This window comes from Cohnella pontilimi, assembly GCF_005049045.1.
GTDB lineage: Bacteria > Bacillota > Bacilli > Paenibacillales > Paenibacillaceae > Cohnella > Cohnella pontilimi.
In genome coordinates this window covers 1-13,645 of the sequence record NZ_SUPK01000006.1, presented here as the reverse complement: position 1 = coordinate 13,645, position 13,645 = coordinate 1, and the positions used below count along the sequence as shown (strand labels likewise).

13 protein-coding genes are annotated in these 13,645 nt (G+C 53.7%); all 13 read left to right on the top strand.

Going from position 1 to position 13,645, the window contains the following annotated elements; all coding sequences use genetic code 11:
- The first annotated feature begins 5 nt into the window (after window positions 1–5).
- The 13 genes from E5161_RS12625 (at window position 6) to E5161_RS12565 (ending at window position 13,497) form a co-directional block, all read left to right on the top strand.
- Window positions 6–971: a carbohydrate ABC transporter permease gene (locus E5161_RS12625; protein ID WP_136778193.1), complete on the top strand. Its 966-nt coding sequence runs from the start codon at window positions 6–8 to the stop codon at window positions 969–971.
- 105 nt (window positions 972–1,076) lie between these two features.
- Window positions 1,077–1,670 (top strand): DUF2238 domain-containing protein, encoded by a 594-nt coding sequence (locus E5161_RS12620; RefSeq protein WP_136778192.1) that lies wholly within the window; start codon window positions 1,077–1,079, stop codon window positions 1,668–1,670.
- Between the two features lie 44 nt (window positions 1,671–1,714).
- On the top strand, window positions 1,715–2,653 hold the full coding sequence (locus E5161_RS12615) for a DMT family transporter (protein ID WP_136778191.1): 939 nt from the start codon (window positions 1,715–1,717) through the stop codon (window positions 2,651–2,653).
- A gap of 92 nt (window positions 2,654–2,745) precedes the next feature.
- Window positions 2,746–3,729, top strand: a complete 984-nt coding sequence (locus E5161_RS12610; RefSeq protein WP_136778190.1) for an NAD-dependent epimerase/dehydratase family protein — start codon at window positions 2,746–2,748, stop codon at window positions 3,727–3,729.
- Between the two features lie 3 nt (window positions 3,730–3,732).
- Window positions 3,733–4,614: an NAD-dependent epimerase/dehydratase family protein gene (locus tag E5161_RS12605; protein ID WP_136778189.1), complete on the top strand. Its 882-nt coding sequence runs from the start codon at window positions 3,733–3,735 to the stop codon at window positions 4,612–4,614.
- 43 nt (window positions 4,615–4,657) lie between these two features.
- Window positions 4,658–5,203: a cysteine hydrolase family protein gene (locus E5161_RS12600; RefSeq protein WP_136778188.1), complete on the top strand. Its 546-nt coding sequence runs from the start codon at window positions 4,658–4,660 to the stop codon at window positions 5,201–5,203.
- An 85-nt stretch (window positions 5,204–5,288) separates the two neighbouring features.
- A complete protein-coding gene (locus E5161_RS20970) occupies window positions 5,289–6,251 on the top strand; it encodes a spore coat protein (protein WP_211246735.1) in 963 nt (320 codons plus the stop codon).
- Window positions 6,252–6,429: 178 nt separating this feature from the next.
- Window positions 6,430–7,413, top strand: a complete 984-nt coding sequence (locus tag E5161_RS12590) for an NAD(P)H-quinone oxidoreductase (RefSeq protein WP_136778187.1) — start codon at window positions 6,430–6,432, stop codon at window positions 7,411–7,413.
- Between the two features lie 301 nt (window positions 7,414–7,714).
- On the top strand, window positions 7,715–9,451 hold the full coding sequence (locus E5161_RS12585; protein ID WP_136778186.1) for an ABC transporter substrate-binding protein: 1,737 nt from the start codon (window positions 7,715–7,717) through the stop codon (window positions 9,449–9,451).
- An 86-nt stretch (window positions 9,452–9,537) separates the two neighbouring features.
- Complete coding sequence (locus tag E5161_RS12580; RefSeq protein WP_136778185.1) at window positions 9,538–10,509, top strand: ABC transporter permease; 972 nt, start codon at window positions 9,538–9,540, stop codon at window positions 10,507–10,509.
- Window positions 10,506–11,504 (top strand): ABC transporter permease, encoded by a 999-nt coding sequence (locus E5161_RS12575; RefSeq protein WP_136778184.1) that lies wholly within the window; start codon window positions 10,506–10,508, stop codon window positions 11,502–11,504. Before E5161_RS12580 ends, E5161_RS12575 begins: the two co-directional genes overlap by 4 nt.
- On the top strand, window positions 11,471–12,529 hold the full coding sequence (locus tag E5161_RS12570) for an ABC transporter ATP-binding protein (RefSeq protein ID WP_136778183.1): 1,059 nt from the start codon (window positions 11,471–11,473) through the stop codon (window positions 12,527–12,529). Before E5161_RS12575 ends, E5161_RS12570 begins: the two co-directional genes overlap by 34 nt.
- Window positions 12,526–13,497: an ABC transporter ATP-binding protein gene (locus E5161_RS12565; protein ID WP_136778182.1), complete on the top strand. Its 972-nt coding sequence runs from the start codon at window positions 12,526–12,528 to the stop codon at window positions 13,495–13,497. The genes E5161_RS12570 and E5161_RS12565 overlap by 4 nt, the downstream gene beginning before the upstream one ends.
- The last annotated feature ends 148 nt before the right edge of the window (window positions 13,498–13,645 follow it).

Below are 13,645 nucleotides of genomic sequence, written 5' to 3'. Positions count from 1 at the left end.
GAAAGATGGCAAATCCGTTACAAACCCGTGTGCCGGCAACCGTTGCGGTACGACCGAAATCCGGCATAAAATCGAAGCTGTTCAAATCGGCCAGCAACGAGCTGATCCCCCCATTTTGGCTGTGGATTGGACTCATCCTTCTCTCTTTGTTTACTCTGGCTCCGTTCGTCTATTTGCTGCTGACCTCCATCAGTCCCAGCAATGAACTATTGAGCGGACGTATATTCCCTCACTCGGCGACGTTCAATAACTATGTTAGGCTGTTCACCGGCTCTAACGCAGCGAGTTATATGGCAGCAGCCAAAAACAGCGTGCTCGTCTCTGTATATACGACACTGCTCACGATCTTCATCGGCGTGTTTGCCGCTTATGCGCTGGCCAAAATCAAGTTTCCCTTCCGCACCACTTCGCTGTTCGCTATTTTGGCGATGCAGCTGCTTCCCTCGATCAGCCTGATTGTGCCGATGTACATGATGATGCGCAACGGCATCGACATCGGAATCCCGTTTACCGGCATCGTTTTTTTTCATACGCCGCCCCTGCTCGACACGGTGGCCGGATTGGTGGTGGCCTATACCACTTTCTCGCTTCCTTTCGCGATATGGCTCATGGCGGGGTATTTTCAGACCATCTCCAAAGAGCTGGAGGAAGCGTCTTATATCGACGGCAACGGCCGCCTCGGCACGATGTTCCGGATCGTCATTCCGCTTGCGATGCCGGGAATCGCCGCAACGGCGATCTTCACCATGCTGTCGGCCTGGGACGAGTTTATGTTCGCCAGCGCCTTCACCCAGACGGATGCGGCCAAAACGCTGCCCGTCGCCATCCGAGAGTTTATCGGCAAACACAGCATCGATTGGGGCTTGATGACTGCGGGCGGCGTCGTCGCTTCTTTGCCGCCGGTCATTATTTCGCTTTTCCTGTACCGATACATCGTAGGCGGCTTATCCGCGGGCGGCGTAAAGGAATAACAAATAACCATGAAGCCGACAGTACACACTGTCGGCTTTTTTATTTGTGCTCTGTCGGGTTTATTAATGATTAACATGTCATGATCAGGAAGCGGGGAATCTCCTATGGATATCCGGAACCGGAAAGATGCATGGAACGATCGTTTCGAGCTCGCCTTGTACATACTTGCCGTTGTCTGCTTTGTTTATTTTCTGATCCGTGGAAATCCGGAGAAAGTTTTTCATGCGGCGCTCACGATGTTCGTTTTGCTCGGCATTCGACTTGTGGCTCGGTGGACGAAGACCGCGATGTTTCCCGCCTTGCGGTTTTCCGTTCTGCTCTTTCTTTTCGTGACGATGTTTGTGGCCAAACAATTCGGATTCTATAGTGTGATACCCTATTTAGATAAAATCGAGCATTTGTTTTCCGGTGTCATTCTGAGCTTCGTGGGGCTGTTGATGTACAGGAAGATGGATCAAGCCGGACAGGCGGCTGTCGTGAACTGGAGGCTCGCGGTATGGTTCAGTCTTTTCTTTGCAGTGGCGATGGCCGGCTGCTGGGAAATATTCGAGTTTACGACCGATCGGCTGTTCGGTCTCAACTCCCAGAACGGCAGCCTGGTCGATACGATGATGGACATCATTTGCGGAACCGTAGGAGCGGCCGCTTCGGTCCCGTTCTTGGCCAAGGAAGCCAAAACGGAGCGAATTGCGATATAATCGTACTGTTCATTCAGCAGATAAGCAGCACGGAAGGAGACAGCATGACGGCACAACGGTTTTTTACGCATCCCGCGGGCAGGCCCTTGGCGGCGCTTGGCGCTACTTTGCTATGGGGCAGCGCATTCCCGCTGATCAAGCTTTCCTATCAACACATGGACATTCACCGCGATGAAACCTTCGAGCAAATCTTGTTCGCGGGATATCGGTTCACTTTGGCCGGATTGATCATTTTGGCGATGATGATTCTGATGAGAATCCCGTTCGACCGAAATCCGCGTTCCTGGGCGGGTATCGCGAAAGTCAGCGCTTTTCAAACGGTATGCCAGTATTTGTTCTTTTACATCGGACTCAGCTACGCAACCGGCACGATCAGCTCCATTATTGCGGGCACCACCTCTTTCTTTCAGCTTCTCGTCGCGCATTTCTTGTATCGTAACGACAGGTTGACACCGATGCGGGGGCTCGGCGTGTTCGTAGGCTTTGCCGGAATCGCAGTTATTTGGCTGCAGGGAGAATCGAGCGGGTTTTCGTTCGGCTTCGGGGAAATATTGCTCATCGTATCGATGTTTTTCGGCGGCTTGGGCAATGTGCTGGCGAAAAAGGAATCGGCGCATTCGAACATCTTCTTTTTAACGGGGCTCCAAATGTTTCTCGGCGGCGTCGTCCTACTGTCGGTCGGCGCCTTTCAGACGGGAATCCTGCCGTTTCACATGGACGGACAAGCCATCGCCATGCTGATCTACTTAGCCATTCTATCATCGGCCGGTTTTCTGCTATGGAATTTACTGATGAAGTACAACAGCGTAAGCTCGGTTTCAATGTACTTAGCGCTCATCCCGCTGTTTGGGGTCATCTTGTCGTCGATCTTGCTGCATGAGCGGCTGCATCCGACGATTTTGGTCTCTCTCTGCCTGATTATTGTGGGGATTGTTATCGTAAACCGGGTCCGGTTAAGGAAGGAGTCTTCCAAGAACGCATAGCGTGTGAAACCGATTGACAACCGGAATTGTCCGGTGATAGTCTGATAACAGACTGGTCAGTCGGTTTAACGTGAAGCGAGGGAGGCGTCCGAATGAAAATCTTAATGCTTGGCGGCACGAGATTTATCGGCAAAACGATCGTGGAAACGGCGACGGCGAGGGGGCATGAAGTGACCCTTTTTAACCGCGGCAACCGGCCGGAAATGTTTCCCGGCCTTGAACAGTTAACGGGCGACCGGGAAACGAACCTCGAAGCTTTGGAAGGGCGCACTTGGGATGCCGTCATCGATACGTGCGGTTACGTTCCGAGAATTGTTGCGCAATCGGTTCGGCTGCTCCGGCAGCAAACGGAACATTACACGTTCATCTCCACTCTCAATGTCTATGATCATACGGTGCCCGGGGTCATGGACGAGACGCATCCAACCGCAAGGTGGGAGGATGAAAGCGTGGAGGAGATTTCTCAGGTATACGGTCCGATGAAGGCCCGCTGCGAGGAGACGGTGCGGGAACATTACCCGGATCGCGGACTGATCGTCAGATGCGGCCTTGTCGCTGGCCCCGGCGATCATACGGACCGGCTGACCTATTGGCCTCATCGCATCGGACGCGGCGGAGAAGTGCTGGCGCCGGGTGATCCGAATGCGCCGATCCAATTCATCGACGTTCGAGACTTGTCGGAGTGGATTGTCCGCATGGTAGAGGCACGTCAGCATGGAACGTATAACGCCACAGGTCCGGAGAAATCAATCACCGTCGGCGGCTTCCTCGAGCAGTGTGTGGAGGGGATCGGGAGCGGCGCGCGGCTCACTTGGGTGGATGACGACTTCCTGCTCCGCCACGAAGTGGGTTCGTGGATCGAAATGCCGCTGTGGATTCCCCGCAAGGAAAAGATTGATGCCTTGATGTCGCTCAATGTGAGTAAAGCCCAACAAGCGGGTTTGACTTACCGCCCGCTGCGGCAAACCATTCAGGATATTCTCGCATGGGACCGCTCTCGTCCCGGCGATTACGTGCTGAAAGCCGGACTTTCGGCCGGCAAAGAACAAGAGCTTCTGGACAAGTGGAGGTCATGACCGGTGAATAAGGTTCTTGTTTTAGGCGGCACGATGCTCTTCGGCAAACGGTTGGTTCGTCAACTCATCGAACAAGGCACCGAGGTCACGATCGCCACCCGCGGCATGACGCCGGATCCGTTCGGCTCCTCCGTGCGGAGAGTGAAGCTGGAGAGGCAGGACCGCGAAAGTGTGGTGCAAGCGCTGAACGAGGGCGAGTGGGACGTCGTGTACGACCAAACCTGCTATTCTCCTCAGGAGCTGGCGGATGTTTTGGAGTTGCTGAAAGGCCGTGTCGGACGATACGTATTTACGTCCACGATGGCCGTATACCCTCACGGAGAGGGATTAACCGAATCCGCTTACGATCCATGGCAGGAGCAATATGTACTGGGCAAACCCAGGCAAGCATACGCCGGTGTACAAGGTTATCAGGAAGCGAAGCGGCACGCGGAAGCTTTTCTGTTGCAGCAGACCGCCGTCCCGGCGGCGGCGGTGCGCTTTCCGCTCGTCATCGGTCCCGATGATTATACGAACCGCCTTCGGTTTTACGTGGATAAAGTCAAGAACCAAACACCGATTGCCTTGCCGGATCCCGACGCCAGGTTGTCTTTCATTTCCTCCGAAGAATCGGCCGATTTTCTTGGGTGGACAGGACGAAGTGAATGGACGGGGCCAATGAATGCTTCTTCCGAAGGGCACATTTCTCACCGGGAATTAATGAAGCTGGTGGAGAGTAAGACCGGCCGCGAAGGCGGCTTCACCGATTCGCCGGATTCTCCCGACCGATCTCCCTACGGTTTTGCCGGGTCATGGACGATCGACGCCTCTAAGGCTGCTAAGCTCGGTTTTTCTTTTCGAAAACTTCGCGATTATTTGCCGGAGCTTCTTGAATCCTACCTGTAAGCGTACTAATCTGTTTACAGGACGATAGAAGGGGCGTGTTGTTATGAAAGCGTTAATCGTGATCGACTATACGGTGGATTTCGTCGTGGGAAAACTGCCGTGCGGCCAGCCGGCCGTTGACCTGGAGGGTCGGATTACCGAAATTACCCGGCAATTCGCGGACCGCGGAGACTTTGTGGTGATGGCGGTCGACCTGCACGAGGAAGGAGACGTCTACCACCCGGAGACGAAGCTGTTTCCTCCGCATAACATCCGCAACACCGAAGGCCGGCATCTATTCGGCCAGCTTCAAAATTGGTACGAACAGAATCAAGATCGCGTCTATTGGATGGATAAAACGAGATACAGCGCATTTTGCGGAACGGATTTGGAGCTCAAGCTTCGTGCTCGAGGTATTCAGGAAGTGCATCTCGTCGGCGTATGTACGGACATCTGTGTCCTGCATACCGCAGTAGACGCTTATAATAAGGGGTTCCGGATCGTGGTGCACGAAGATGCGGTGGCCAGCTTTAATCCGCAAGGTCATGAATGGGCGCTCGGTCATTTTAAAGGCGTTGTAGGAGCGGAAGTCGTCAAAGGTTGGGCATGACGCCGGGTTCCGTGCGTATAATTCGGATGAGCTCGGGAAGACCATATAGATGGTCACGTAAAATTCCCGGAGGAGTGATACTTCCATGCCGTTCGGCGCTCATGAAACGATGGAAACGCACGAAATTTTGTCGGAGAAGATCAACTGCATTACCCATTTTCATTTGTATGCGCGTGAAGCGAAGCATCCCCAGCTGAGGGATATGATCGCCCGCCATCAGCAGGAAGCCATTGCGTCGTACAATCAACTGGTGGCCTACACCCACGATTACATACCGTTCAGGCCGATCTCCCCGAACACTGACCTTCAAGGAGTGAAGCCGCAAAGCGTCCAGTACGGTTTGCATAATCCGCAGCCGATGGCGCCACAGGCCGATTCGATGTTATCCGACCGAGAAATTGCCATGGCGATGCTGTGGTGCCATAAAAACGGCGCCAGAAACTGCAGCTCGGCCAGCCTGGAAGCGGCGGATCCGAATTTGCGGCAGATGATGATGAACTGTGCGGCGGCTTGCACGAATTCAGCCTATGAGGTATTCCTGTTCATGAACGAGCATGGGGTATACCAAGTTCCTACGTTGAATGATCATACAGCCAAAACGCTGCTCCACAGCTACCAGCCGTCCGATTCCTCGCTCAATGCGCAATACAGCGTGCAAGGCGGACAGCAAATGTGGCAGCAGCAACCGTGGCAGCAGCACCATGCGCAGCAGCATTGGCAGCAACCGGTCCAGCGCTCTCCGGAATCGTGGCAGCAGTCGTGGGCGCAGGTGGGCAGCGCCGGCGGCCATACGGGTTATGGCGCCGCCCATTCGACGCTCGGAAGTTACAACCAGGCGAATCCGAACGTCGGTGCCGGCACGAGCGGAAATCCGCTGAATGCGGGTTCGGCCAACAGCGTGACGTACGGTCATGGCGGCGCGGGGATGCAAAGTCAGAGTCCAAGCGGTCAGAACCAGACCCAGAGCCAAATGTTGAACCAGAGTCAAACCGCCGACAGTACGGAATCCATTCAATCGGATGAAGAAGGCGGATCGATGACGCAATAAGCTGTGGATCCCCGACATCGCCGGAACCCCTTATCCAGACGATAAGGGGTTTCTTATTGATCGGACCTGTTGTAAATTAGGGATAAAAGATGTATAAGTTCGAGGAGAAACTTCCTATAACAATAGCGAATTTGCGGGAGGCGGCCGTGAAGCTCGCCTCCGGCAGGAAAGGAGCGTTATGAAAGCCGTACTGGTGGATGACACGACGAAGACGCTGCGGATCGGAGAAGCGGATGAACCCGTACTCACGGAAGAGGATTTGCTCGTGAAAGTTGCGGCAACCGCGCTAAACCGGGCGGATTTGTTGCAGAAACGGGGATTGTATCCTCCGCCGACGGGAGCGTCTCCCATTCTCGGGCTCGAAATGGCAGGTGTCGTGGAAAAGGTCGGCGCGAAAGCGGCGGGCTTGTGGAAACCCGGCGACCGGGTTTTCGCTCTTCTTCCCGGAGGAGGTTATGCGCAGCGGGTCAGCATACCGGCCGGAATGGCGATGCGCATTCCCGAACGGTATTCTTTTGAAGAAGCGGCGGCCGTTCCCGAGGTGTTCTTGACGGCGTATTTGAACTTGTTCGTGCTGGGCGGGCTGAAACCGCACCATACCGTACTCATTCATGCCGGGGCGAGCGGCGTCGGAACGGCCGCGATTCAATTGGTACGCGAAGCGGGCGCCAAATCGATCGTTACAGCGGGAACCGAAGAGAAACGCGGTACGTGCCTGAGCCTTGGCGCGGCCGCCGCGATCGATTATCATACGGGACCTTTCGTATCGCAGGTGAAAGAAATAACCGGCGGGCGGGGCGCGGACATCGTGTTGGATTTTATAGGCGCCTCCTACTGGGAGCAAAATCTGGAGTCGCTGGCACCGGACGGCCGTCTGATCGTTCTCGGAACGATGGGCGGGAGCCGGGCGGCGGATTTGGACCTCGGGCTGCTGCTTAGACGGCGTCTGCAGGTGATCGGAAGCTCTCTTCGTTCCAAGCCGGCTGAAGAGAAACTCGTACTGACTCGGCAATTCGAGGAATTTGGACTGCCGAGGCTGGCAGACGGCCGGCTGAAACCAGTCATCGACTCGGTGTGGGACTGGGAGCAAGCGAACGAGGCGCATGCACACATGGAGCAAAACCGGAATGTCGGCAAAATCGTCCTCCGAATCGGCGAGTAATAGAAGTAAGTAATAGAAGAAAGTAATAGAAGAAAAATGATAGAAAAAATAAAAGGGGAAAACGTTTACGATCGGGATTTCATGTTTTAGCTCACAGATTTTTGGGTATTCATCTTTGGTTCTCGTAATGAAAATCGGCTGAAAACAGTAAAACCATAGAGAAGTCAAGGGGGTAATGGAAAAAATGTCGAAAATAAAGAAAAAAATAAGTTTTGTAATTTTTTTGTGAGATATAGTATTATGTTTTGTAAGAAAGCGCTTTTCAAGTGCTTTGTCTTACATATTTAAGGAGGATGAAGAAGTGAGGAAAACCAACTGGTTATCCGGCATCACCGCAGTTGCTCTCGTGGGGGCATTGCTCGCAGGCTGCTCAGGCAAAAAAGACAATGAGCCTTCAGCTTCGCCGACGACGAGCGCGCCGGCAGCAACAGCATCAGCATCTGCATCGGCACCTGCCGCAGGCACGCCTGTAGATGGAGGAACGCTGACGATCAGCACGTTCTCGGACATCGTCAGCATCAACCCGATTTATGTTTCGGATACGGCCTCCGGCGATATCCAAAACCTGGCCTTCGCCAACCTGTATGATTATGACCGTAACGCTAACGTAACGGTTGAACCTTGGTCCCTTGCAGCCGAGCTTCCGAAAGTCAGCGAAGACGGCAAAACTTACACCGTCAAGCTGAAGTCGACGGCCAAATGGAGCGACGGTCAACCGGTTACCGCTGACGACCTCATTTATTTCATCAACACCGTTAAAAACCCGGATGCAGGCTCTCCTGGCATCAGCAGCTTCGATAAAGTAGATAAAGTGAACAAAATTGACGATCAAACGGTAGATATCGTACTGAATCAAGTGTACGCGCCGTTCCTGAACGTTCTCGTTACCGGTATCGTTCCGCAGCACGTCCTGAAGGACGTCCCGCTGAAGGATCTGCAGAAGAACGCATACGGTATCGACCCGGCTAAAACGGTCACCAACGGACCTTGGAAATGGACCGAGTGGAAACAAGGCCAATACATCACGTTGGAAGCCGACCCGAATTACTGGGGCGAGAAGAAGCCGCACATCGCGAAAATCATTTACAAGCAATATGCGGACCAAAACACGGAAGTGCAAGCGATCATCAAGGGCGACACCCAGATGACCGAAGCGATTCCGGTAACCCAAATCGACGCAGTGAAGAAACACGAGAACCTGAACGTGATTCTGGCTCCGGGACCGCAGTACGAGTACTTGAACTTCAACTTCAAGGATGAGAACTTCCCGGATAAATATTCTCCGTTCAAAGGCCAAAAGACCCGCCAAGCGATCGCTTACGCGCTGAATCGCCAAGGTATGGTCGACAAGGTACTCAAAGGTACCGGCCGCTTGATGAACTCGCCGTTCCTGCCGGGCAGCTGGGCAGATCCGGGCGACGAAGCCGTGAACTACAACTTCGATCCGGAGAAAGCTAAGCAATTGCTGGCAGAAGACGGATGGAAAGCTGGCAGCGACGGCATTCTCGCGAAAGACGGACACAAATTCTCCTTCGAACTGCAATACAACGCCGGCAACAGCCGCCGCGAGCAAGTTGCGCAAGTTATTCAGCAAAACCTGAAAGATGTAGGCATCGAAGTGAAGCCGAAAGCGATCGACTTCTCTACCTGGATCGACCAGAACGTAACACCGGGTAAATTCCCTGCGCTGCTGCTTTCCTGGTCCCTGAACAACCCGGATCCGGACGCAGAAAGCATTTTCTCCTCCAAATACTTCCCGCCGAACGGACAAAACGGCGGCTGGTATAAGAACGAGAAGCTTGACGCACTGTGGGTGAAAGGCCAACAAACCGTTGACAAAGATGAGCGCGCAGCGGTCTACAAAGAGATCGGCAAAGAAATCTCCATCGATCTGCCGTACGTCTTCATGTATCAATACGGTCTTCCGCAGGTTGTGGATGGCACGACGCTGCACTGGGCGGAAGAGGATAAACCGGAATCCTCCCTGGCTTATGGTTACCTGTTCCACGTCATCAACTGGTGGTCTGACAAGAAATAATTGAATTCACTACCATAAAAGCCACTGTAACAGGGGAAGGCCCACTGCGGGCCTTTCCCTGTTGTCAGGGAAAGGGGGATGGCCGAATGACCGAATATCTGATTCGCCGCATTATTCAATCCGTATTGGTATTGTTCCTGATCTCCATCCTCAGCTTCGCGCTGATTCACGCGGCGCCTGGCGGTCCGACACAAATCTTTTTATCGCCGAACCTTTCGGCGGAAGCCGGGAAAATTCAAGCGCATAACTTGGGACTGGACCGGCCGGTACCTGTGCAATACTTCATTTGGTTAGGCAATTTGCTGCAAGGAGATCTTGGCTACACTTTTAAGAACCACATTCCCGTAGGGAAGATTTTATGGCCTACCGTAGGCAACACGATGGTTTTGATGGGCGCCGCTTGGCTTTTTTCTCTCATCATCGCCATTCCATGGGGCATCTACAATAGTACGAGACAATACGGAATTTCCGATCAAACGTCGAATATTATCGCCTATTTGGGCTTCGCGATGCCGACCTTCTGGTTCGGGATCATTTTGCAACAATATTTTGCCTTGAAGCTGGGATGGCTTCCATTGTCCGATATGTACACGATGGGCAAACAAGGCAACATGCTGGATCTGCTGTATCATCTCATTCTTCCCGTCACGGTGTTGACGCTGGGCTTCCTGGCCGCGTATTCCAAGTACTCCCGCGCCAGTATGATCGACGTGCTCGATCAAGACTATATCCGTACCGCTCGCGCCAAAGGTCTGAAAGAACGCCGGGTCGTATTCCGTCACGCATTGCGTAACGCGCTGATTCCGATTATTACGGTTCTCGGTTTGGATCTTGCGGTTCTGGTCGGCGGAGCCGCTTTGACGGAAAGCGTGTTTAACTGGCCGGGAATGGGCCGGCTGTTCGTCCAAATGGCCGTTGCCCGTGAATACTCCGTTCTGATGTCCATTACGCTGCTCGTATCGGTTTTTGTCATCCTCGGCAACTTGCTGGCGGATATTTTATATGCCATCGTTGACCCTCGGGTACAATTGGGGCGGAGTGGAGGAGCATCGTCATGACGGATATGATTCTGGAAAAAGCCGTTTCTGCCGGTACCCGTAACACGGCCCAAGGAACGCCGTCGGCCGCTCAGCCTCCCGTTCCCGAGAAACGCCCGCCGGGTCCTTGGAAGACGGCCATGAAGAAATTCATGCATAATCCACTCGCGGTCACAGGACTCATTATTTTGTTGATTTTCGTATTGGCCGCTTTGTTCGCGAAGTGGTTGACGCCTTTTGATCCTACGCATGGCGATTTGCTGGATTCCAGCCTTCCGCCGGGCACTGACGGTCACTGGCTGGGCACGGATGAACTGGGAAGGGACATTTTCGCCCGTTTGCTCTATAGTACCCGTATTTCTCTTTCGATCGGATTCCTGGTCGCACTGGTTTCAGTCGTCGTGGGAAGCCTGATCGGCGCGATTTCCGGATACTTCGGCGGTTGGGTGGATACGATCTTCATGCGTCTGGTAGACGTGATGAACTCCATCCCGCTGCTGTTCCTTAATATTTTGATTTTGGCTATTTTCGGATCGAAAGTCTCCTATATGATTATGATTCTCGCGTTTACAAGCTGGATGAGCGTCGCCCGTCTCGTTCGCGGTTCCTACCTGCAGCTGCGCGAAATGCAGTATGTCGAGGCCGCCAAAGCGATCGGAGTATCGAGCTGGGGCATTATTTTCCGGCATCTTCTCCGTAACGCATCCGCGCCGATTATCGTAAACGCGACATTGATGGTAGGCGCGGCTATTCTTAGCGAATCCGCACTTTCCTTCCTTGGATTGGGCATTCAAGAGCCGGACACGAGCTGGGGCAAAATGCTCAGCAACGCGCAAGAATTCATGCTGGTCGACCCGCTGCAGGCACTGTATCCCGGCCTGTGCATCTTGATCGTCGTGCTGGCCGTCAACTTCATCGGCGACGGCATTCGGGATGGATTGGATCCGAAGAAGTCGACGATTCCTCAAAGGAGGCTGGATAAATGGCGGAAAAAATTCTCGAAATCCGGAGTTTGACAACCGGCTTTCTGACAGATAAAGGTTTGGTCAAAGCGACGGACCGCATCTCGCTGGACATTGAGAAAGGCAAGACGCTGTGCATAGTAGGAGAATCCGGAAGCGGCAAAAGCGTGACGGCACTGTCGGTTATGCGTCTCATCGACTATGCCGGCGGCATTATCGAAGACGGTAAGGTGTTGTTTAACGGGCAGGACCTCGTCTCGAAGCGGCAGAATGAGATGTTGAAAATCCGCGGCAACAAAATCACGATGATTTTCCAAGATCCGATGTCCGCCTTGAATCCCGTCTTTACAGTCGGCGAACAAATTGCGGAATCGCTCCGAATTCATAAAAATTTGCCTGAAAAAGAAGCTTGGCGTCAAGCGGTGGACATGCTTCGCAAGGTGGGCATTCCCAGCCCGGAAATTCGCGCGAAGCAGTATCCGTATGAGATGTCCGGCGGGATGTGTCAACGGGTGGTCATCGCGATGGCGCTAGCCTGCAACCCGGAGCTGCTGATTGCCGACGAACCGACGACGGCACTCGACGTGACGGTTCAGGCGCAAATTTTGGATTTGCTTCAGCAATTGAAGCAAGAATTCAAGATGTCGATGCTCCTGATTACCCACGATATGGGCGTAGCGGCGGAAGTCGCTGACCGGATCGCGGTTATGTATGCAGGGGCTTTGGTGGAGGAAGGAACGGTCGCGGAAATCTTCGATCGTCCGCGCCATCCGTACACGATTGGACTTCTATCCTCCATTCCCGGCTTGGAAGGCGAACGCGGCGGAGAATTGTACACGATCAAGGGATCGATTCCGCCGCTGAGCAACGTGCCTTCCGGATGCCGTTTCCATCCGCGTTGCCCTTACGCGATGGATGTTTGCAAAACGAACGAACCGCCTCTGCGCGAATCGGCAACCGGACACAAGGCGGCTTGCTGGCTGGACGATGTCGGAGAAGACGATCCGAGACCGGGCAAGCCGAACCGGGCAGAGACTAAAGTAACGATCGGATCAAGACCGGAGGTGACGCAGCCGTGAACTCGCCGTTTTTGCTGGAAGCCAAAAATGTGAAAAAGTATTTTCCGATCAAGACCGGCTTGTTCAACCGGGTCGTCGGTCAGGTCAAAGCGGTGGATGACGTTTCGTTCGGCATCCGGGCCGGAGAAACGTTCGGCCTGGTAGGCGAATCCGGCTGCGGTAAATCGACGCTGGCACGCGTACTGCTGAACCTCAAGAACGCAACCGATGGCGAGATCAACTTCGACGGCCGCAATATCGCGAAAGTCGGGACAAGCGAGCTGCGCAAGCTCCGTGAAGAGATGCAGATCATTTTCCAGGATCCGTACGGTTCCTTGAACCCCCGCTTTCTCGTGAAAGACATCATCGGCGAGCCGTTGCGCATTCACACGAAAATGTCGGCGAAAGAAATCGACGATCGTGTCGTGGAGTTGATGCAGCTGGTCGGCCTTGACGTTACCCGGCGCAACCGCTACCCGCACGAGTTTTCCGGCGGACAGCGCCAACGGATCGGCATCGCCCGGGCCATCGCGCTCAACCCGAAATTTGTCGTGGCCGACGAAGCTGTATCCGCGCTCGACGTTTCGGTTCAGTCCCAGGTACTCAACCTGCTCAAAAAGCTTCAAAAAGAGCTGGGCTTGACCTACTTGTTCATCGCGCACGGTTTGAATGTGGTTCGTCATATTTCGGATCGCATCGGTGTGATGTACCTCGGCAAAATGGTAGAGGTCGCACCTACCGACGAACTGTTCTCCAATCCTAAGCATCCTTACACGAAAGTGCTGTTGTCCGCAATTCCGCAAGCGACACCGAATCGTGTGCGGGAACGGATCATTCTGGAAGGCGATGTTCCGTCACCCGCCAATCCGCCGTCGGGCTGCCGTTTCCACACCCGGTGTCCTTTTGCGCAAGAGCGCTGCCGCGTGGAAGAGCCGAAGCTGGAATCGATGGGACCGGACCGCCAGGTCGCATGTCATTTCCCTCTGTAATAGGAAACAACCTTGGTCGGATGCATTGATATGCTCCCCTTGCGGTAGACAGTTGAAATAATAAAACTGTTTACTGCGAGGTGGAGCATTTTTATGTCCCATAAAGCAAAAATATCAGGATTTGAAAAAATCGAAGCCATTGAGAAAT

Excerpts from the sequence above, each read along its gene's own strand:
- E5161_RS12625 (WP_136778193.1), top strand. The coding sequence starts at position 6 with ATGGCAAATCCGTTACAAACCCGTGTGCCGGCAACCGTTGCGGTACGA.
- E5161_RS12620 (WP_136778192.1), top strand. The coding sequence starts at position 1,077 with ATGGATATCCGGAACCGGAAAGATGCATGGAACGATCGTTTCGAGCTC.
- E5161_RS12615 (WP_136778191.1), top strand. The coding sequence starts at position 1,715 with ATGACGGCACAACGGTTTTTTACGCATCCCGCGGGCAGGCCCTTGGCG.
- E5161_RS12610 (WP_136778190.1), top strand. The coding sequence starts at position 2,746 with ATGAAAATCTTAATGCTTGGCGGCACGAGATTTATCGGCAAAACGATC.
- E5161_RS12600 (WP_136778188.1), top strand. The coding sequence starts at position 4,658 with ATGAAAGCGTTAATCGTGATCGACTATACGGTGGATTTCGTCGTGGGA.
- E5161_RS20970 (WP_211246735.1), top strand. The coding sequence starts at position 5,289 with ATGCCGTTCGGCGCTCATGAAACGATGGAAACGCACGAAATTTTGTCG.
- E5161_RS12590 (WP_136778187.1), top strand. The coding sequence starts at position 6,430 with ATGAAAGCCGTACTGGTGGATGACACGACGAAGACGCTGCGGATCGGA.
- E5161_RS12580 (WP_136778185.1), top strand. The coding sequence starts at position 9,538 with ATGACCGAATATCTGATTCGCCGCATTATTCAATCCGTATTGGTATTG.
- E5161_RS12575 (WP_136778184.1), top strand. The coding sequence starts at position 10,506 with ATGACGGATATGATTCTGGAAAAAGCCGTTTCTGCCGGTACCCGTAAC.
- E5161_RS12570 (WP_136778183.1), top strand. The coding sequence starts at position 11,471 with ATGGCGGAAAAAATTCTCGAAATCCGGAGTTTGACAACCGGCTTTCTG.